This window comes from Trueperaceae bacterium (assembly GCA_031581195.1).
Classification (GTDB): domain Bacteria; phylum Deinococcota; class Deinococci; order Deinococcales; family Trueperaceae; genus SLSQ01.
Window position 1 is genome coordinate 13,596 of record JAVLCF010000010.1, and the last position, 19,069, is coordinate 32,664.

General features: G+C 73.6%; 20 protein-coding genes. 8 read left to right on the forward strand and 12 right to left on the reverse strand.

The genetic code is table 11. The features are described from left to right. Positions 1 to 121: 121 nt before the first annotated feature. Genes RI554_01850 through RI554_01870 form a run of 5 tightly spaced genes read right to left on the reverse strand, consistent with a single transcriptional unit; the run spans position 122 to position 4,060 of the window. Entirely contained in the window at positions 122 to 871 is a 750-nt protein-coding gene (locus tag RI554_01850; protein MDR9390755.1) for a methylenetetrahydrofolate reductase, read from the reverse strand. Between the two features lie 2 nt (positions 872 to 873). Beyond that, positions 874 to 1,182 carry a hypothetical protein gene (locus tag RI554_01855; GenBank protein ID MDR9390756.1) on the reverse strand — a complete coding sequence of 103 codons (309 nt, stop codon included), beginning with the start codon at positions 1,180 to 1,182 and terminating at the stop codon, positions 874 to 876. Positions 1,183 to 1,213: 31 nt separating this feature from the next. Further along, positions 1,214 to 1,909 (reverse strand): hemolysin III family protein, encoded by a 696-nt coding sequence (locus tag RI554_01860; protein ID MDR9390757.1) that lies wholly within the window; start codon positions 1,907 to 1,909, stop codon positions 1,214 to 1,216. A gap of 18 nt (positions 1,910 to 1,927) precedes the next feature. Further along, positions 1,928 to 2,794 (reverse strand): sulfurtransferase, encoded by an 867-nt coding sequence (locus tag RI554_01865; GenBank protein ID MDR9390758.1) that lies wholly within the window; start codon positions 2,792 to 2,794, stop codon positions 1,928 to 1,930. Between the two features lie 3 nt (positions 2,795 to 2,797). Further along, positions 2,798 to 4,060: a TCR/Tet family MFS transporter gene (locus tag RI554_01870; protein ID MDR9390759.1), complete on the reverse strand. Its 1,263-nt coding sequence runs from the start codon at positions 4,058 to 4,060 to the stop codon at positions 2,798 to 2,800. A 109-nt stretch (positions 4,061 to 4,169) separates the two neighbouring features. Between RI554_01870 and RI554_01875 the strand changes: the two genes are divergently transcribed. From RI554_01875 to RI554_01890, 4 genes are read left to right on the forward strand one after another with little or no spacing between them, the layout of a single operon-like run. Next, a complete protein-coding gene (locus RI554_01875; GenBank protein MDR9390760.1) occupies positions 4,170 to 4,970 on the forward strand; it encodes an RNA methyltransferase in 801 nt (266 codons plus the stop codon). 10 nt (positions 4,971 to 4,980) lie between these two features. Beyond that, the gene (locus RI554_01880; GenBank protein MDR9390761.1) at positions 4,981 to 5,373 is read left to right on the forward strand and encodes a VOC family protein; all 393 of its coding nucleotides are present in this window, start codon (positions 4,981 to 4,983) and stop codon (positions 5,371 to 5,373) included. Beyond that, positions 5,374 to 5,553, forward strand: a complete 180-nt coding sequence (locus RI554_01885; protein MDR9390762.1) for a DUF2256 domain-containing protein — start codon at positions 5,374 to 5,376, stop codon at positions 5,551 to 5,553. Positions 5,554 to 5,562: 9 nt separating this feature from the next. Next, positions 5,563 to 6,042 carry a YbaN family protein gene (locus RI554_01890; GenBank protein ID MDR9390763.1) on the forward strand — a complete coding sequence of 160 codons (480 nt, stop codon included), beginning with the start codon at positions 5,563 to 5,565 and terminating at the stop codon, positions 6,040 to 6,042. A gap of 16 nt (positions 6,043 to 6,058) precedes the next feature. On the opposite strand, the gene RI554_01895 is transcribed toward RI554_01890, so the two are convergent. The 6 genes from RI554_01895 to RI554_01920 form a co-directional block, all read right to left on the reverse strand. Further along, on the reverse strand, positions 6,059 to 7,540 hold the full coding sequence (locus RI554_01895) for a DUF3084 domain-containing protein (GenBank protein ID MDR9390764.1): 1,482 nt from the start codon (positions 7,538 to 7,540) through the stop codon (positions 6,059 to 6,061). Between the two features lie 58 nt (positions 7,541 to 7,598). After that, positions 7,599 to 8,393, reverse strand: coding sequence for an LPS export ABC transporter ATP-binding protein (gene lptB, locus RI554_01900; protein ID MDR9390765.1), 795 nt, complete (start codon positions 8,391 to 8,393; stop codon positions 7,599 to 7,601). Positions 8,394 to 8,433: 40 nt separating this feature from the next. Then, positions 8,434 to 9,741, reverse strand: coding sequence for a 2-oxo acid dehydrogenase subunit E2 (locus RI554_01905; protein ID MDR9390766.1), 1,308 nt, complete (start codon positions 9,739 to 9,741; stop codon positions 8,434 to 8,436). 13 nt (positions 9,742 to 9,754) lie between these two features. Then, the gene (aceE, locus tag RI554_01910; GenBank protein MDR9390767.1) at positions 9,755 to 12,481 is read right to left on the reverse strand and encodes a pyruvate dehydrogenase (acetyl-transferring), homodimeric type; all 2,727 of its coding nucleotides are present in this window, start codon (positions 12,479 to 12,481) and stop codon (positions 9,755 to 9,757) included. Positions 12,482 to 12,626: 145 nt separating this feature from the next. Continuing rightward, positions 12,627 to 13,352 (reverse strand): 5'-methylthioadenosine/adenosylhomocysteine nucleosidase, encoded by a 726-nt coding sequence (locus RI554_01915; GenBank protein ID MDR9390768.1) that lies wholly within the window; start codon positions 13,350 to 13,352, stop codon positions 12,627 to 12,629. Then, positions 13,349 to 13,921 carry a hypothetical protein gene (locus RI554_01920; GenBank protein MDR9390769.1) on the reverse strand — a complete coding sequence of 191 codons (573 nt, stop codon included), beginning with the start codon at positions 13,919 to 13,921 and terminating at the stop codon, positions 13,349 to 13,351. The genes RI554_01915 and RI554_01920 overlap by 4 nt, the downstream gene beginning before the upstream one ends. 24 nt (positions 13,922 to 13,945) lie before the next feature. Between RI554_01920 and RI554_01925 the strand changes: the two genes are divergently transcribed. The 4 genes from RI554_01925 to RI554_01940 all read left to right on the forward strand — a co-directional run bounded on the left by RI554_01925 (position 13,946) and on the right by RI554_01940 (position 18,569). Further along, positions 13,946 to 15,106: an alanine racemase gene (locus RI554_01925; protein MDR9390770.1), complete on the forward strand. Its 1,161-nt coding sequence runs from the start codon at positions 13,946 to 13,948 to the stop codon at positions 15,104 to 15,106. A gap of 75 nt (positions 15,107 to 15,181) precedes the next feature. Next, positions 15,182 to 16,780: a phytoene desaturase family protein gene (gene crtI / locus RI554_01930; protein ID MDR9390771.1), complete on the forward strand. Its 1,599-nt coding sequence runs from the start codon at positions 15,182 to 15,184 to the stop codon at positions 16,778 to 16,780. Further along, positions 16,768 to 18,204 (forward strand): NAD-dependent succinate-semialdehyde dehydrogenase, encoded by a 1,437-nt coding sequence (locus RI554_01935; GenBank protein ID MDR9390772.1) that lies wholly within the window; start codon positions 16,768 to 16,770, stop codon positions 18,202 to 18,204. The genes crtI and RI554_01935 overlap by 13 nt, the downstream gene beginning before the upstream one ends. A 26-nt stretch (positions 18,205 to 18,230) precedes the next feature. After that, entirely contained in the window at positions 18,231 to 18,569 is a 339-nt protein-coding gene (locus tag RI554_01940; protein MDR9390773.1) for a hypothetical protein, read from the forward strand. An 8-nt stretch (positions 18,570 to 18,577) separates the two neighbouring features. On the opposite strand, the gene RI554_01945 is transcribed toward RI554_01940, so the two are convergent. Beyond that, positions 18,578 to 19,069 (reverse strand): hypothetical protein (locus tag RI554_01945; protein MDR9390774.1); only part of this gene is annotated, 492 nt, incomplete at its 5' end.

The window sequence follows — 19,069 nt, forward strand, 5'->3', positions numbered from 1 at the left end:
CGCGGGTGGAGTGAGGGTGCGAGGACCGGACCCCCTGTCCGGCCGAATACGGAATATACACCCGGATAGTCAGGGGAATGCAAGGGGCGCGACACCCGGGCCGAACCCGACCCCGACGTCCTCAGACGACGCCGTCCAGGTACGCGCGCACCGACGCGCGGATCGGCATGAAGTACACGCCGTCCCCCCGCCCCCGCGCGAACGCCAAGAGGTCGCGGGCCACCTCGCGACTGTGCGCCAACGTCGGCGCGAAGGCGCCCGGCAGGACCGCTCGATTGCGGGTCGTCCAGTACCGCGCCGACCGCTCGCTCGTGACGCTCGTCGCGCCCCAGAAGCGCGGCACCGTCAGGTCGTCGGTCCACTCCGCCCAGATCTCCGCCAGCCGCACGTCGAAGAACGGCTGCGTGAACACGCCGTCCGCGCCCGCCTCCACCTTCCGGTCCAGGTAGCGCCGTTCGGACACGAAGTCGGTCCGGTACGGATCCAGGGCGGCGTACACCCGCCACGCCGGGCGGGCCGCCTTCAGGCGCCGGATCAGGGTCACCGAATCGGTCGCGTACACCGGGCGCGAGAGGTCCGCCGGCGCGTCCCCCGCCACCACCAGCACCTCGTCGAGGCCGGCCGCGTCGAGGGCGTCCAGGAACGCCGGCGGGCGCGACGGGTCGACGTCGATCGCGCGGACGTGCGGCACCACCCGGTAGCCCTCCTCCGCGACGCGCGCCGCCGCCTCCCACGAGCGCACCTCGAAGCGCAGCACGTCGGGCAGGTTCACCGTATCCACCCGCGAGGGCCCCCCGAGCGCCGCCAACTCGTCGAGCTGCGCGTCGAGGGACGCCGCGTCGCGCGGCAACAACTCGACCGAGATCCGCACCGTCAGCGGCGCTCCGGCGGGACCGCGTCCACGTCCTGCGGCGCCCCGACCTCGACGACCCCACCCGCCTCGAGCGGCGCGCCGCCCCCGCCCTCCGCGACCTCCTCCGGCTCGACGAGCGGGGCGCGCGCCACCGTCCAGGCGAGCGCCCCCCCGATGGCGAGCAGGACGAGGGCGACCGGCACCGGATTCCCCCGGAGGAGGTCCGAGAGCCCCGCGGCGCGCAGGACCGCCAACGCCAGGAACACCCCTCCGACCGCCAGGAAGAACGCCGCGAAGCGCCGGTAGGCGCGCTTCGCGGCGGCGCTCATGCCGTGCCGAGGCCCGTCGTCCGCCACCGCGTCAGGCCCCGACGACGTACCGGGCGATCAGCACGTAGTGCGCCGAGGCCCCCATCAGGACGAAGACGTGCCACAACTCGTGGTAGCCGAACACCTTCGGGAACGGATCGGGACGCTTCGCGCCGTAGATGACGGCGCCCAGCGAGTACGCCAGGCCCCCCGCCACCAACCAGCCGATCGCCGGCCCCGGCAGCGCCGTCACCAGCGGCCGGAGCGCGACCAGCGACAACCACCCCATCCCCAGGTACAACCCGACCGACACCCAGCGCGGCGCACCGATCCACACGACCTTGAAGACGATGCCGAGCACCGCCAGACCCCACACGACCGAAAACAACGTCCAGCCCAACGCCGAATGCTGCTGCTGCAGCGTCACGAGTGCGATCGGGGTGTAGCTCCCGGCGATCAACCCGAAGATCGACGCGTGATCGAACACCCGCAACCCCCGCAACGCCGACGCCCCGACCTTCAGGGCGTGCAGCAGCGTGCTGGCGAGGAACAACACCACCAGGCTCGCGCCGTAGATCGCCGCGGCCACCGTCCGCATGGGGTCGCCCCCGGCCATCACCAGCAGCACGACCAGGCCGGCGACGGCCGCCAACGCCCCCACGCCGTGCGTCAGGGCGTTGATCGGTTCGCGCAGCCACCCGAAGCCGGGAAGCGGTTTGGCGGCGCCGTACTGCGGGTCGTGATCCATGCCGCGAGTGTAGCGGACCTACGCCGGCGCGACGTCGTCCGCGCCCTCCGGCCCCGTCGCGACGGGCGGGTCGGGCTGCGCCGTCCAGTCGCTCCACGACCCGGCGTACAGGCGCGGCATCGCGAACCCGGCCACCACCGCCGCGAGCACGTCGTGCGCACCCGTGACGCCCGACCCGCAGTAGGCGATCGCGTCCCCCCCCTCCGCCAGCGGCGCGAACCGGGCCGCCAGGTCGTCGGCCGGCCGGAAGCGCCCGTCGTCGCGCAGGTTCTCCGCGAAGGGGCGGTTGACGGCGCCGGGCACGTGCCCCGCGAGCGGATCGATCGGCTCGACGTCGCCGCGGTAGCGTTCCGGCGCCCGGGCGTCCACGATCCACGTCCCCGGATCGGCGATCGCCGCGCGGACCTCCGCGCGGCTCGCGACGAGCGCAGGGTTCACCGTCGCGGTCGACGGCGCCGCCGCGTGGGTCGGCACCTCCGCCGTCAACGGGTGCCCCGCCGCCCGCCAGGCGGGGATCCCCCCGTCCAGCACCCGGACGGAGCCCCGACCGATCCAGTGCAGCAACCACCAGACGCGGGCGGCGAAGGCGCCCCCCGCGTCGTCGTACGCGACGACCTCGTGCGCGTCGCCGATCCCCGCCGCCCCGAGCCGCGCCGCGAAGGCGTCGGGGTCGGGCAGCGGGTGGCGACCCCCGACCCGGTCGTCGCGCAGCGGGCCGGAGAGGTCGTCGTCCAGATGCAGGTAGATCGCGCCGGGCAGGTGCGCCCCTTCGTAGGCGCGCCGGCCCGCCTCGGGATCGGCGAGCGCGAAGCGGGCGTCGATGATCCGCAGCGTGGGGTCGTGGAGGCGTCCGGCGAGGGTGTCGACGTCGATCAGGGGCGGCATGCGTCAGTCTAGCGTCGCGGCGTCCGGCTCGGCCCGACGCCCGGCGTGCGGGAAGCGGCGCAACGTCGCGACGACGATCGACAGGGCCGCGACGAGGAACGCCGACCCCGCCAGGAACGGGGCGCCCGGCAGCTCCACGAGCGCCCCGTCGCCGGAGAAGGCGGCGAACAGGCCGCCGGACACGAGCGGCGCCAGCACGGCCGTGGCGCTGATCGCCGACGTGAGGGTGCCCTGCACCGTGCCCTGCTCCTCCGGGCGGACGCTGCCCGCCACGAGGCCTTGGATGGCGGGGCCCGCCACCCCCCCGAGCGCCGTGACGGCGATGACCGCCAACAACGTCCCCCCCGTCGGCGCGAGGGCGTAACCGACGTAGCCGAGCGCGGACACCGACAGACCCACGAGGATCGTGCGGCGCTCCCCGATGCGGGCCACCAGCGGGCGCACCAGGACCCCCTGCACGAGCGCCGCCATGACGCCGACCAACGCCAGCGCGAGGCCGTTCTCCTGCGGCCCCCACGCGTAGCGGTAATCGGTGTAGAGCACGAAGACGGTCTCGAGACCCCGTTGCGCGAGGCTGAAGAACACGAAGGCGCCGGCCAGGCCCGCCACGACCGGGTAGGCGCGCAACCCCGCCAGCGCCCGGAAGGGATCGATGCGGTTCCACGCGAACGCCCGCCGGCGCTCCGGGGGGAGCGACTCGGGCAGCACGAACGCCCCGTACAGCACCCCGATCGCCGCGACCCCCGCGGAGGCGTAGAACGGCACGCGGAGGCCGAAGCCCCCGAGCAGACCGCCGAGGGCGGGCCCGAGGATGAAGCCAAGCCCGAACGCGACCCCCACGAAGCCGAAGTTCCGGGCGCGCGTCTGCGGCGTCGAGACGTCGGCGATGTAGGCGTTCGCCGCGGTGATCGTCGCGCCCGTCACGCCAGCCAGCGTCCGCCCCACGAACGCCCAGAGGAGGGTCGGGGCGAGCGCCAACACCAGGTAGCTGGCGCTGAACAACGACAGCGCCAAGAGGATCACCGTGCGGCGCCCGAAGCGGTCGGACAACGCGCCGACGAGCGGCGCGAACAGGAACTGCATCAGGGCGTACACCGCGGCGAGGGCGGCGTACCAGGGCGCCGCGGCGCTGGCGTCCCCGCCGAGGAAGTCCGCGACGAGGCCGGGCAGGACGGGAATGACGATGCCGATGCCGAGGATGTCGAGGAACAACACCACCAGCACGAACGCCACGCCCGCCCTGCGTCCCTTGCGCGACTCCTCCATGCCCCTCCCCTCCCCGCGCCGAGCGCGACCCGGGGATGCTAGCACCGCGTCGGCCGGTGCGGTCGCCGCGCCGGCCGGCGCGTCCCAGGCGCGCGGGTAGCATGGCGGCGTGCCGACCCCCGACGTCGAGAGCCCCAAGAACCCGCGCATCAAGGCGCTCGTGCGGCTCCGCGAGCGGCGCGAGCGGGCGCGGACCGGACGGACGCTGGTCGAGGGCGCCCGCGAGGTCCGGCGCGCCGTCGAGGCCGGCCTGGCCATCGACGCCGTCTACGTCTCCGAGCCGCTGCTCGGGGAGGCGGGGCGGGCCGCGCTCGCCGACCTCGCGACGCCGACCCCCACGACCGTCGCGCCCGACGCGTTCGCGCGGCTCAGCCTCCGGCAGCACCCCGACGGCGTCGCCGCGGTCGTCGAGGTGCCCCGCCGCGCGCTGGCGGACGTCGCGCTCCCCCCGAACGCGTTGGTCGTCGTCGCGGTCGGCGCGGAGAAACCCGGCAACCTCGGTGCGCTGGTCCGCAGCGCCGACGCCGCCGGTGCCGACGCCGTCCTCGCCGTCGGCGGGGAGGGCACCGACCCGTGGAACCCGCACGTCGTGCGGGCCAGCATGGGCAGCGTCTTCGCCGTCCCGACGCTGCCGTGCGACGCGGGCGACGCCCACGCGTGGCTGGCGGCGCGGGGCCTGCGGCGCGTCGCGACGACCCCGCACGCGCGGGACGTCTACTGGGACGCCGACCTGCGCGGCCCGACCGCGCTCCTGCTCGGCGCGGAACACGCCGGCCTCCCCGCCGCCTGGCGGGCGGCCGCCGACGCCGAGGTGCGCGTCCCCATGACGGGCGCCGCCGACAGCCTCAACCTCTCCGTCACCGGCGCCCTGCTGCTCTTCGAAGCGGCCCGGCAACGCCGCACCCCCTGAAGGAGGTCCGATGCACGACGCCCTCACCCCCACCGGTTTCGTCGCCTTCCGTCCCGTCGAGGACCTCGCCGCCTCGCGCGACTTCTACGTCCGCGACCTGGGCCTCACCGTCGCTCGGGACCAGGGCGCCTGCCTCGTCCTGCGCGTCGCGGAACGCGCCTACCTGGGGTTGTGCCAACGCGGCTACGACGGGCACGACGGCGTCCCGCCGGGCGAGGACCGAGCGATCACGACCCTCCTCGTCGAGGACGTCGCCGCCGCCCACGACCGGCTTCGGCGGCTCGGGGTGGAGGTCGACGGGCCGCCCCGGCACCACCCGACGTTCGCCATCACGCACTTCTTCGCGCGCGACCCCGACGGACACCGCGTCGAGATCCAACGCTTCGACGAGCCGCTCCCCTGAATGGCGCGACGCGAACGCGGGCGCTCCCGCACCGCCCTCCCCACGAAGACCTGCGCGCACTGCGGCCGCCCCTTCGCGTGGCGGCGCAAGTGGGCGCGCGACTGGGAGGCGGTACGCTTCTGCTCGACGCGCTGCCGCAGCGACGCCGCCCGCGCGCGGCGCGGGGGGACGGACGGGTAGCATGAGGGCGTGAGTCCGGCGAGCGACCCCACCCCCGACGACGCGCCGCAGGACGCGCCCCCCGACGCACCGACCGATCCGGGCCTCGCGCACGACCACGTCGTCGCGAACCCGGTCGTGCGCGGCGTCCTCGTCGCCCTCGGGTGGACGGCGGTGGCGCTCGGCGCGATCGGCGTGGTGCTGCCCGGCTGGCCGACGACCGTCTGGCTGCTCGTCGCCGCCTACTTCTTCGCCCGCTCCAGCCCCCGGTTCCTGCGGTGGTTGTTGCGCCACCGGATCTTCGGTCCGCTGGTGCGCGACATCCGCGCGGGCTTGGGGCTGCCGGCGCGCGCGAAGGCGTTCGCGATCTCCATGATCGTGCTGTTCGCCGGGTCGAGCAGCGTCCTCGTCGGCCTCGCGCAACCGCTGATCGGGGTCGTGATCGCAGGGGTCGGCGCGATCGGGATCGGCTCCATCCTGCGGATGCCGACCCGTCCCGCCCGCGACTGAGCGGGCCGACGCCGCCTCAATCCAGCATCACGAACTCGAGGTCGGCGGGCCCGCCCCGCGTGACGTCCTCGAGGACCCACACCCCGATCGTCACGGGGCCGGTGCGCCGCAACATCAGGCCGGCGAACGCCTCCTCCGTCAACGTCGGGTAGCGCGGGAGTTGGAACTCGTCGAGGCCCGCGCGCCGCAACGCCGCGAGCGCCTCGGTCTTCAGGGACGCGAGCGTCGTACGGAGGTCCGCCTGGCTGGTCGGCAGCTCCCGCGTCCCGAGGTGCACCTCGCGCGTCACCAGCAGCGTCCCGGCCGTCATGACGCGTTCGTCCTCGAACGCCTCGACGACGACGGCGACCTCCAGCGGGGAGAACTGGTTGCGGGGGGACAACAGCCGCACCAGGTCCGCGCCGGGCGTGGCGGTGATGGCGTCGACGAGGATCGCGATCTGGTCGGCGCGGAGGACGACCTCCCCCGCCCCACGCCGGGCGGTGCTTTCGCTGGCGCGGTCGACGAACGCCTCCAACGCCGCGCGGGCGCCGGCGGCGTCCTCCGCCGCGATGGAGCCGCTGTAGATCAGTTCCCCCGCCTCGAACGTCACGTCGCCGGAGGCGGCGCGCTCCACTTCGCTCTGCACCTCGTTGAGCCGTCGCGACTGCGCTTCGAGGCGCTGCGTGAGGTCGTCCACCTGCGCCTGCAGCGCCTCGGCCCGCTCCCCCGCATCGACGATGCGCGCCTCGAGGCCGGCGTTGAGGTCCTCGAGGCGGTCGTTGCGGGCGGCGAGGTCGGCGTTGGCGTCGGTCAGCGAAGCGTTGGAGGTCGCCAGGTCGCGGTTCTCCCGCCGCAACGCTTCGCTCTCCTCCTCCAGCCGCGCGCCCTCCTGCTCGAGAACGGTGATGGCGTCCTGCAGCTGCACGACCTCCGCGCGGGCGACGGCGACCTCCGACTGCGCCGCATCGCGTTCGGCGAGGGCGGCGTCGCGGGCCGCCCGCACGTCGCCCAGGTCCGCTTCGGTGGCGGCGAGGTCCTCCTCGAGGCCAGCGAGGTCGTCGCGCAGCACGTCGCTCTGGGCGCGGATCGCGTCGCGTTCCGCGGCGGCGGCGTCGCGCGCGGCGAGCGCCGCGTCGCGCGCCGCTTCGGCGCTGGTGATGGTCGCGCGCGCCTCCTCGAGCTCCTGCCCGAGCGCCCCGAGTTCCTCCCGGAGGCGGTCGATCTCGCCCGCGAGGCTGCGTTCCTGGTCCTGCAGGCGACTGAGCTCCTGCGCGGTGCGTTGCGCGTTGAGCAGCGTCCGCGTGGCGTTCTGGAAGGCGAGGGCGAGGACGAGCAGCGTCGCGACCATGATGAGGATGCCGGCGAGCACGCCGATGACCTGCCCCGTGCGCTTCGGGCGCGCCCCGAGGATCGTGAGGCGGCGGCGGCCCGCCCACGTCCCGAGCCGGTCGCCGGCCCAGGCGATCACGCCGGCGAGGGACGCCAACAACAGGCCGAGCCCGAGGAGGTAGATCACGTGGGGCCTCCGGCGGTGCGGCGGCGGGCGGGGGCGGCGGAACGGGCCACGGCGCGCCTCAGAGCCGGAAGTCGCGCCCGAGGTAGGTGCTTCGGACGTCATCGTCGGCGGCGAACGCCTCCGGCGTGCCGTCGAAGCGGATGGTGCCGTCGAACATCAGCACCACGCGGTCGGCGATCGCGACGGTCTCGCGGACGCTGTGGTCGGTGAGGAACACCCCGAGGCCGCGCCGTTCGCGCAGGTCGCGGACGAGGTCCTGAATCTCGCGGATCGATTTCGGGTCGACGCCGGTGAACGGTTCGTCGAGCAGGATGAAGGCGGGATCGATCGTGAGGCTCCGGGCGATCTCGAGGCGGCGTCGTTCGCCCCCCGACAGGGTGTCGGCGCGCTGGTCGGCGAGACCGAGCAGCCCGAACTCGTCGAGGAGGGCGTCCGCCCGCGCAAAGCGCGCCTCGCGGTCCCGCTCGTGGAACTCGAGGATGGCGAGGAGGTTGTCGCGGACGCTCATGCGCCGGAAGGCGCTGGGTTCCTGCGCGAGGTAGCCGAGGCCCGCGCGCGCCCGTCGGTGCATCGGCCAGCGGGTGACGTCGCGACCCGCCAGCTCGATGCGGCCGGCGTCGGGACGCACGAAGCCGACCATCATGTAGAAGCTGGTGGTCTTCCCCGCGCCGTTGGGCCCGAGCAGCGCCACGATCTCGCCGGGGTCGAGCGCCAGGTCGACGCCCCCGACCACGGTCCGGCCGCCGTAGCGCTTGACGAGGCCGGACGCGCGGAGCGACGGGCCGGCCGCGCGCGCCGCCTCGTGCGCGTCGCGGGCGGGAGGCCCGTCGCCGTCGGGGGTCACGACCTCCATGGGCGGGAGGCTACCACGCCCCCCGCCCCCTCCGGGCGCGTCAGGCGCCGACCTGCAACAGGAACGGTTCCTCGACCGCTTCGGCGATCCACCGCAGGAACCGCGCGGCGCTCGCGCCGTCGATGAGGCGGTGGTCGTACGACACCGACAGCGGCATGATCTGGGTCGGGACGAAGCGGCCCTCCGCCTCGCTCCAGACGGGCGCCGTCCGACCGCGCGACACGCCGAGGATGGCGACCTCGGGGGGGGCGACGATCGGCGTGAAGCCGGTCCCGCCGATCCCGCCGAGGTTGCTGACGCTGAAGGTGCCGCCCTGCATGTCGTCGGGCTTCAATTTGCGGTCGCGAGCCTTCGCCGCGAGCTCCCCGAGTTCGCCGGCGAGCTCCAGGACGCTCTTGCGGTCGGCGTCCTTGATCACCGGCACCAGCAGGCCGGCGTCGGTGTCGACCGCCACGCCGACGTTGACGTAGGACTTGTAGACGATCTCCTGCGCCGCGGTGTCGATCGAGGCGTTGAAGTCCGGGAAGCGGCGGAGGGCGGCGGCGACGATCGCGACGAGCATCGCGGTCGGCGTGAGTTTGACGCCCTGCGCTTCGGCGACCGGCTTGAAGCGCGTGCGCAACGCCTCGAAGCGGGTGGCGTCCGCCTCGTCGAAGTGCGTGACCATGGGCACCGTCGTCCAGGCCTGCGTCATGGAGCGGACGGTGGCCTTGCGGACGCCGTTCATGGGGACGCGTTCGGTTTCGCCCCACGCGGAGAAGTCCGGCAGGGGAGCCGCAGCGGGCGCGGCGGCGGGTGCGGCGGCGCGGGGCGCGCCCCCTTCGGCGAAGGCGCGGACGTCCTCGGCGGAGATGCGGCCCAGGATGCCGGAGCCCTGCACCGCGTGCAGGTCGACGCCGAGCTCCCGCGCGAGGCGCCGGACGCTGGGGGCGGCGGGCAACGCCGACGCGGCGTCGCTCACCGGCGCGGCGCTGACGCTCGGCGCGGCGCTGGGCGCGGGCGCCTCCGCAGCGGGTGCCTCCGCGGCCGGTGCGGCCGCATCGGGGGGCGCGGCGTCCTCGGGCGGGGCCGGTTCGGCGGGTGTCGCGGGGGCGGCGGCGGCCGCGTCGGCGTCTTCGTCGACGGTCGCGACGACCGCGCCGATGGGGACCTCCTGGCCCTCCTCCACCGCGACGTGCGTGATGGTGCCGGCGGCTTCCGCGGGGACCTCGACGACCGCCTTGTCGGTCTCGAGCTCGAGGATCGGTTGGTCGACCTCGACGACGTCACCGACCGAGACGAGGACGGACACGACGGTGCCGGCGTCGATGCCTTCGCCGACTTCGGGGAGCTTGAGTTCCGTAGCCATGGTTCGTCTCCGTTCAGGCGACCGCGGGGTCGGGCGCGTCGGGGCGCAGGTCGAGATCGGTGCGGGCCTTCGCGAGGGTCGCGTCGTCGACGTGCCCCTGGTCGGCCAGGGCGCGCAGGGCGGCCCACGTGACGTGCGCGGCGTTCACCTCGAAGTGCGCGCGGAGCTCCTCGCGCGCTTCGCTCCGCCCGAACCCGTCGGTCCCGAGCGAGGTGATCGGCCGGTCCAGGTAGGGCGCCAGCATGTCGGGCAGGGCGCGGACGTAGTCCGACGCCGCCACGATCGGGCCGACGGCGCCGTCCAGTTGCGCGGCGAGGAACGAGGTCTCGACCTCGTCGCCGTCGCGCAGGCGGTTGCGCCGCTCGACGGCGGCGGCGTCGCGGTGCAACGCCTTGTAGCTGGTGACGCTCCAGACGTCGGCGGCGACGCCGTACCCCTCGAGGCGCTCCGCGGCGTCGAGGACCTCGCCCATGATGGCGCCGGACCCGAACAGCTGCACGCGCTTCTTGGGGTTCTTCTTCGGCGACGGCGCGTAGAGGTACATCCCCCGCGTGATGCCGTCCACGAGCGCGTCGCGGGTCAGGTGCTCCGGAGCGGCGGGCTGCGGGAGGTTCTCGTTGCCGATCGTCAGGTAGTAGAAGACGTCCTCCTGGCGTTCGTACATGCGCCGCAGGCCCTCGCGGATCAACGTCGAGAGCTCGTACGCGAACGCCGGGTCGTACGCCTCGAGGTTGGGGATCGGCAACGCCAGCAGGTGGCTGTGGCCGTCCATGTGTTGCAGGCCCTCCCCCGCCAGCGTCGTGCGTCCGGCGGTCGCTCCGAGCATGAACCCGCGGGTCCGCATGTCGCCCGCCGCCCAGGCGAGGTCGCCGATGCGTTGGAAGCCGAACATCGAGTAGTAGATGTAGAAGGGGACCATCGGCACGCCGTAGTTCGCGTAGCTGGTGCCGGCCGCGACGAAGCTGGACATGGCGCCCGCTTCGGTGATGCCCTCCTCGAGGATGGCGCCGTCCTTCGACTCCTTGTAGTAGAGCAGGTTCTCCTTGTCGACCGGCTCGTACAGCTGCCCTTGCGAGCTGTAGATCCCGATCTGGCGGAACAGCGCCTCCATCCCGAAGGTCCGCGCCTCGTCGGGGATGATCGGCACCACCCGGTCACCCCACGTCGCGTCCCGCAGCAGCTTGCGGAGCACCGTGACGAACACCATCGTCGTCGACACGGCACGGTCGCCGGTGCCCTCGTAGAACTCCTCGAAGCCGTCGGCGTCGGGGGCGGGCAACGGCTCGTGGTTGGGCGTGCGGGCCGGCAGGTACCCCCCGAGCGCCTCGCGGCGTTCGTGCAGGTAGCGCGCCTCGGGCGAGTCCGGCTCGGGGCGGTAGAACGGGAAGTCGCCGATCTCCTCGTCGCTGACGGGGATCTCGAACCGGTCGCGGAACGCCCGCATGTCCTCCTCGTCCAGCTTCTTCGTCTGGTGGGCGGGGTTCTTCGCCTCCGCCGTCTCGCCGAGCCCGTACCCCTTCACGGTCCGCGCAAGGATCACCGTCGGGCTGCCCTCGTGCGTGACCGCCGCACGGTAGGCGGCGTACACCTTCGTCGGGTCGTGCCCCCCGCGGTTCAGGCGATCGAGGTCCTCGTCGCTCCAGCCGTCGATGAGCGCCTTGAGTTCCGGGGTGTCGAAGAAGCGCTCGCGCAGCTCCGCCCCCCCGAACGCCGCGTAGCGTTGGCTTTCCCCGTCCACCATCCGCTCGAAGCGGGCGGCGAGGAGGCCCTCGTCGTCCTTCGCGAACAGGGCGTCCCAGTGCCGCCCCCAGGCGACCTTGACGACGTTCCAGCCCGACCCCCGGAAGATCGCTTCGAGCTCCTGGATGATCTTGCCGTTGCCGTAGACGGGCCCGTCGAGCCGCTGCAGGTTGGCGTTGATGACCCACACGAGGTTGTCGAGGCGCTCCCGCGAGGCGATCTTGATGGCGCCCAGCGTCTCGGGCTCGTCGGTCTCGCCGTCCCCGAGGAACGCCCACACCTTGCCGTCGCCCCGCTCCTTGAGGCCGCGCGCCTCGAGGTAGCGCGCGAAGCGCGCGTTGTAGATCGACAGGATCGGCGCGAGGCCCATCGAGACGGTCGCGAACTGCCAGTAGTCCGGCATGAGCCACGGGTGCGGGTAGCTGCTGAGGCCGGGGTGGTCGGGCTGCAGTTCACGCCGGAAGTTCCGCATGTGCTCCACCTCGAAGCGGCCCTCGAGGAAGCTGCGGGCGTAGATGCCGGGGCTGGCGTGCCCCTGGACGTACACGAGGTCGGCGTTCGTGCCGGCCTGCGGACCGCGGAAGAAGTGATGGAAGCCGACCTCGTACAGCGTCGCGGCGCTGGCGTACGTCGCCAAGTGCCCGCCGATGCCGTCGCTGTACTTGTTGGCGCGCACCACCATCGCCATCGCGTTCCAGCGGATGAGGGCGCGGATGCGCCGCTCGAGGTCGAAATCGCCGGGGTAGGGGGGCTCCCGGTCGGCGGGGATCGTGTTGACGTAGGGGGTTTCGGCGCTGAAGGGCACCTCGACGCCGTGCGCCTGCGCGTGCGTATCGAGGCGTTCGAGCACCTCCCGCACCCGCGCCTCGCCGCCCGAGCGCAGGACGTACTCCAGCGAATCGAGCCACTCGCGGGTCTCGACGCGTTCCAGCTCGGTCCGCACGTCGTTCGGTAGCGCGCTGCGTTCGGTCGCGGGCGCGTCGTCGCGCGAATCGGTCATGGCCTCTCCTCTCGCCGTCCGGCACGAGGCGCCGGCGCGGTGCGCCGGGCGCGGGGCCCGGCGCGGCGCGGGACCGCGCGAGCGCGGTCCCGGTCGTCACCGGCGCATGGTACCGCAGCGGTGCGCGTGTCGGCGGCGTCGGACCCTACGCGACCTCGCCCGGGGGGGCGTGCAGGCGCGCGAGGAGGCCCCGCACGACCGCCTCGGCGCGCGCCGCCGCGAGTTCGGTGAACGCCCGGAAGTCGGTCTCCGCGGCGTGGTCGGCGGTATCGCTGATGCTGCGCACCACGACCCACGGCACCCCCCAGCGGTGGCACACCTGCGCGACGGCGGCGCCCTCCATCTCCGCGCAGGTGGCGTCGAACGCCGCGCGGATCGCCGCGCCGGCCTCCGCCCCGGCGACGAAAGCGTCGCCCGACGCGACCCGACCGACGCGGACGGTGGCGGCCCCCGCCACCGCCTCGGTCGCCGCGGCGTACGCCGCGTCGCGGAGCGCCGGGTCGGCCGGCCAGGCGAGCGGTTCGCCCGGGACCTCGCCGGGGGCGTAGCCGAGGCCGGTCACGTCGACGTCGTGCTGCACCGCGTCGTGGGCGACGACGACGTCCCCGACCGCCAGGTCGGGGGCGAGGGCGCCCGCGACGCCGGTGAACACGACGCGGCGCGCGCCCGACGCCAGCAGCTGCTGGGCGAGGGCGGCGGCGTTGACCTTGCCGACCCCGCACGCGGCCAGGAACGTCGGGTGGCCGTCGAGGGTGCCCTCGTGCACCTCGAACGGCCCGTACGAAACGGTGCGGCGCTCGTGCAGGCGGGGCAGCAACGTGGCGATCTCGGCGTCCATCGCGCCGATGACCGCGGTCGGCCCCTCGCTCACGGGGTCTTGTCCCACACGAGCTGCCCGAGGTAGGCGCCGGCCAACGTGAGCGGGATCGCGAGCGCCACCATCCGCACCGCGATCTCGAGGTCGGGCGAGAACGTCTGCACGCCGAGCGTCATGAGCGCCATCAGGGCGCCCCCGAGCACCACGACGAAGCGCGCGCGGGGCGCGTCGCGCCGCAGCATCCAGAGGATCGCGAAGTAGCCGTAGAGCAGGTAGAAGCTCGCGGAGACGACGTCGGCGACGAGCCCGTCGTCGCTGGGCGGCGCGACCGCCTGCAGGGCGATGAAGAACAGCGTGGCGCTCATCAGGATGCCCGAGAAGCGTCCCGGCGCGCCGGCGCCGGACCGGCGGCGCGGCGCATCGGGCGTCTCGCCCTTCGCCTCCCCCCCCTTCGCCGCCTCGCCCTTCGCCGGACCGCCCGCCACGCGCCGCGCGACGCGGGCCTTGCGCGCCTCGCGCCGCTGCTGGCGGCGCGCCGCCTTCTCGGCCTTGACGCGTTCCTTTTCCTTCTCGGCCTTGCGTTCCTTCTTTTCCTCCGCGCGGCGGAGCTGTCGATTGACCATGCGCGCAGGGTAGCGTGCCGCACCGTGACGGACCCCGACCTCGCCGACCTCGCCGCCCGGTTCGGGACGCCGACGTACGTCCTCGACCTCGACGTCGTCCGCGCCCGCCTCGCCGAACTCCGCGCGGCGTTCCCCGACGCCGCGATCCGCTACGCCGCGAAGGCGAACGCCCTCCCGGCCCTCCTCCGCGCGCTGGCGGACGCCGGCGTCGGGGTGGAGGCACTCGGGGCGGGCGAACTGCGGGCCGCCGCCGCCGCGGGGGTGCCCGGGTCGGCGCTGCTGCTCGGAGGGCCGGGGCAGGACGCCGCGGCGCGCGCCGCGGCGCGCGACCTGGGCGTCGCCCTCGTGAGCCTCGACGGGCGCGCCCAAGCGGCGGCCTGGCGCGCCGAGCCGGCCCCGACCCCGCGGTTCCTGGTGCGCGTGCATCCCGGGCTCGACCCGGCGACGCATCCCCACCTCGCGACCGGTGCGATCGGTGCGAAGTTCGGCGTGGCGCCCGCCGTCGCCGACGCGTTGGCGCGCGACCTGGCCGCCGCCGGGCGGCTGGCGGGCTTCCACGTGCACGCGGGCTCGATGATCGACGACCCGTCCCTCTACGACGATCTCCTCGCGCGGCTGGACCCGTTGTTCGACGCCGTCCCCGAGGCGCGCGTCGCGAACCTCGGCGGTGGCTTCGCGGTGCCCGGCGCGGACCTCCCCGCGATCGCCGCCCGGGTCGGGCCGTGGGCGCGGGCCCGCGACCTGACGCTGCTGCTCGAGCCGGGACGCTACCTCGTCGCCGACGCCGGCACGCTCCTCACGCGCGTCGCGTGGCGCAAGGGACCCGCCGAGACGGGCGGCGTGACGCACTGGATCTGCGACGCCGGCATGACGCACTACGCGCGCCACGCCCTCTACGGCGCGGAGCCGCCGATCCGGGAGGTGGGGACCCCCCGCGGCGACGTGGCGACCGGCGACGTCGACGGGCCCGCCTGCGAGAACGCCGACCGGCTCGGGACCGACCGGACCCTCGCGGCGGAGGCCGGGGACCTGCTGGCGGTCGGGCGGGCGGGCGCCTACGGCGCGGCGATGGCGTCGACGTACACCGCCTCGCCGCGCCCCGCGGAGGCCGTGGTCGAGGGCGGGGTGGCGCGCCTCGCGCGTCGTCGCGAGACGCTGGACGACCTGACGGCCCGCGACGCCTGACGCCGACCGTCCGCCGCACCCGACTTCGCGTCCCGGCGCCCGGTCGGGCCCCGCGCGCAGCGCTACACTGGGGGCATGAATCCACGCAAGGTCGTCATCATCGGTTCGGGCTTCGGGGCCCTCGGCACGGCGGCGCGGCTGTTGGCCGACGGGCACGAGGTCACGCTCTACGAGGCGCGCGACAAACTCGGGGGGCGCGCGTACACGTACGAGCAGGACGGGTTCGTCTTCGACGGCGGACCGACCATCATCACCGCGCCCTGGATGTTCGACGAGATCTGGGCGAAGGCCGGCAAGGACCGCGAGGACTACGTGAAGTTCGTCAAGTGCGATCCGTTCTACCGGATCTTCGACGACGCGCAGAACCTCTTCGACTACAACGACGACGAGATGTTCATCCTGAACGAGATCGAGAAGCGCAACCCGAGCGACAAGCGCGGCTACCTGAACTTCATGAAGACCACGAAGGACATCTTCGAGAAGGGCTTCGTGGAGCTCGCCGACGAGCCGTTCCTGCACTTCACGGACATGCTTCGCGTCGCGCCGGACCTGATCCGCCTGCAGAGCTACAAGAGCGTCTACAAGTACGTCTCGCAGTACGTGCAGGACCCCTTCCTGCGGCAGGTGTTCAGCTTCCATCCGTTGCTGGTCGGCGGCAACCCGTTCGACACCCCCAGCATCTACGCGATGATCCACTACCTCGAGCGGGAGTGGGGCGTCTGGTACGCGATCGGGGGGACCGGCAAGCTCGTCGAGGCGTTCGAGCGCCTCATCAAGGAGCTGGGCGGCACGATCCACGTCGACCGGCCGGTCGCGGAGATCCTCGTCCGCGGCGAGAACCGCGACCGGCAGGCGTACGGCGTCCGGCTCGAGGACGGCGCCGTCGTCCACGCCGACGTCGTCGTCTCCAACGCCGACGTCGCGACGACCTACATGAACATGATCGCGCCGGAGCACCGCAAGAAGTACACCGACCGGAAGCTCGAGCGCATGGACTACGCCATGAGCCTCTTCGTGCTGTACTTCGGGACCGACAAGCAGTACCGGCACGACGGCCTGCTGAAGCACCACAACATCATTCTGGGGCCGCGCTACGAGGGCCTGCTGCGCGACATCTTCAAGAACCAGGGACGCCTCGCCGACGACTTCAGCCTCTACCTCCACATGCCGTCCTACACCGACCCGAGCATGGCGCCCGAGGGCCACGAATCGTTCTACGTCCTCTCGCCGGTCCCGAACCTCACGAGCGGCATCGATTGGCGAGCGCAGGCGAAGCCGTACCGCGACGCGATCATGAACTTCCTCGAGGCGAACTACCTCCCGGGCCTCCAGGAGCACCTGGTGACCGAGCACTACATCGACCCGCTGCACTTCCAGGGGGACCTGCGGAGCTTCCGGGGTTCGGCGTTCGCGTTCGAACCCAAGCTCACGCAGTCCGCCTGGTTCCGGCCGCACAACCGCAGCGAGGAGATGCCGAACCTGTACTTCGTCGGCGCCGGCACGCACCCCGGGGGCGGCCTGCCGGGCGTGCTGTCGAGCGCCAAGATCGCCGACAAACTCATCAACCAGGGCGAACCCAGGAAGCAGGCGCCGTCCGACGCGCCGTCCGACGCGCCGCTCCCCGAGCGCCCCCCCACCCGAGCGATGACGGAGGACGTGACGTGGCGGAGCTGACGCACCTGACCGGCAAGTACCTGAGCGACACCTGGCACGCCGCCGACGCGACGTACGACGTGGTCGGGCCCCTATCGGGCGACGCGGTCGCCCGCGCCGCGCACTGCGGGCCCGACGAGGCGAAGGAGGCGGCGGACGTCGCCTGGTCGGCGTTCGAAACCTGGCGCGAGACCACCGCGTTCGAACGCGCGGAGCTGCTCCGCTCGTGGCACGACGCGATCCTCGCGAACACCGAGCTCCTCGCGCGCACCATGACGCAGGAGATGGGCAAACCGATCAAGGAGGCGCGCGGTGAAGCGGCGTACGCCGCGAGCTTCGTGCGGTGGTACGAGGGGGAGGCGACCCGCGCGTACGGCGAGGTCTTCCCCACCGCCGCCGGCCACAAGCGCGGTCTCGCCCTCCGCAAGCCCGTCGGCCCGGTGTACGCCGTGACGCCGTGGAACTTCCCTGCGGGGATGCTGACGCGCAAGGCGGCGCCGGCCCTCGCGGCGGGCTGTACCTTCATCCTCAAGCCGGCGGAGCAGACGCCCCTGACCGCGATGCTGCTCGCGGAGTTGTGGCGGGAGGTCGGGGGCCCGCCCGGCACCCTGCAGGTCCTGCCGACCGACGACCCCGCCGCCGTCACGAAACCGTTGATGGAGGACCCCCGCATCCGCAAGGTGACGTTCACCGGCAGCACCGAGGTGGGGCGGATGCTGTACGCGCAGAGCGCGGAGACCGTGAAACGCATCAGTTTCGAGTTGGGCGGGCACGCGCCGTTCGTGATCTTCGACGACGCGGACCTCGACCAGGCGGTCCGCGAGACGATCGCCTGCAAGTTCCGCAACGCCGGCCAGACGTGCGTCTGCACGAACCGCATCTACGTCCACGAAGCGATCGCCGACGCCTTCACCGCGAAGTACGTCGAGGCGGCGAAGGGCTTGCGGGTGGGCGACCCGAACGACGAGGCGACCGACGTCGGGCCGCTCGTGGATGCCGCCGGCCTCGCGAAGGTCCAGGACCACGTGCGCGACGCCGTGTCGCAGGGCGCCGACGTCGCCCTGGGCGGGGAGACGCAGGGGGACCTGTACTTCCTGCCGACGGTCCTGACCGGCGTGACGCCGGACATGAAGATGATGCAGGAGGAGACCTTCGGGCCGGTCGCGCCGATCCTGACGTTCGCCACCGACGACGAGGCGATCGCGCTCGCGAACGCCACGCCGTACGGCCTCGCGGCGTACGTCTACACGAACGACCTGCGTCGCGCGTGGCGCATGGCGGAGTCGCTCGACTACGGCATCGTCGGCGTCAACGACGGCGTCCCGAGCGCGGCGCACGCCCCGTTCGGCGGCGTCAAGCAGAGCGGCATCGGGCGCGAGGGCGGCCCGTGGGGCCTGGAGGAGTACCTCGAGGTCACGTACGTCTCGATGGGGGTAGGGCACTGAGCGACGGCGGGTCCCCCGATGCGGCGGTGGCGGCGCTCCTCGCGCGTCTCGCCACCCGCAACGGCGACGCGGAGGCCGCCGCGACGCTGCTTGCGGTGGCCAGCCCCCGTCTCGCGGGCGGCGTCGGTGGCGAGGCGGGCCTCGCCCGCCTCTTCGCGACGCCGCTGTGGGCGCCGTGGCGGCGGGCTGCCCCCGTCCGGATCGCCCCCGGGGACGTCATCGAGGACGCGGCCCGCGTCGAGGTGACGCTCGCCGGCGACGCGGACGCGCGCGTGGACTACCTGGTGTCGCTGCGCCGGGACGCGACGCAGCCCGACGGTTGGCGGGTCACCGGCATCGCGCCGGCGGCCCGCCCCGACCTCTGACGCGTGCCCTACAGCGCTTCGATCAGGAAGGTCACGTCCTGCGTGGCCCCCTCGCCGGCGTCGAACGTCCCCGACACGCGGCGGGTGAGGTCGTACGCTTCGGCGGGCACGTCGACGCGGACGGTCGCTTCGAACCGGTACGTCACGACGTCCTCGTCCTCGAAGGCGCGCTCGCGGACGAGGCGCACCTGCCACAGTTCGGCGCTCCACCCCGCGGCGGTCTCGACGTCGCGGAGCGACACGAGGGCGCTGGCGTTCGCCGACTCGCTGCGGATGCCGCCCGGAATCCAGGTCCGCACCCGCCGCTCCGCCTGCTCCGGTTCGAGGCCGAGCGTCGCGAGGTCCAGCTCGAGCGCGACGAAGACCGTCGTGCCGGCCGGCACGCGGTAGGTCGCGTCCGGCGCGTAGTCCACGCGGGCGGCGTCGCCCTGCGCGAGCGGACCGCAGGCGGCCAGCAGGGACGTCGCCAACGCCGCGAGAAGCCACGGAACGAGCGTGCG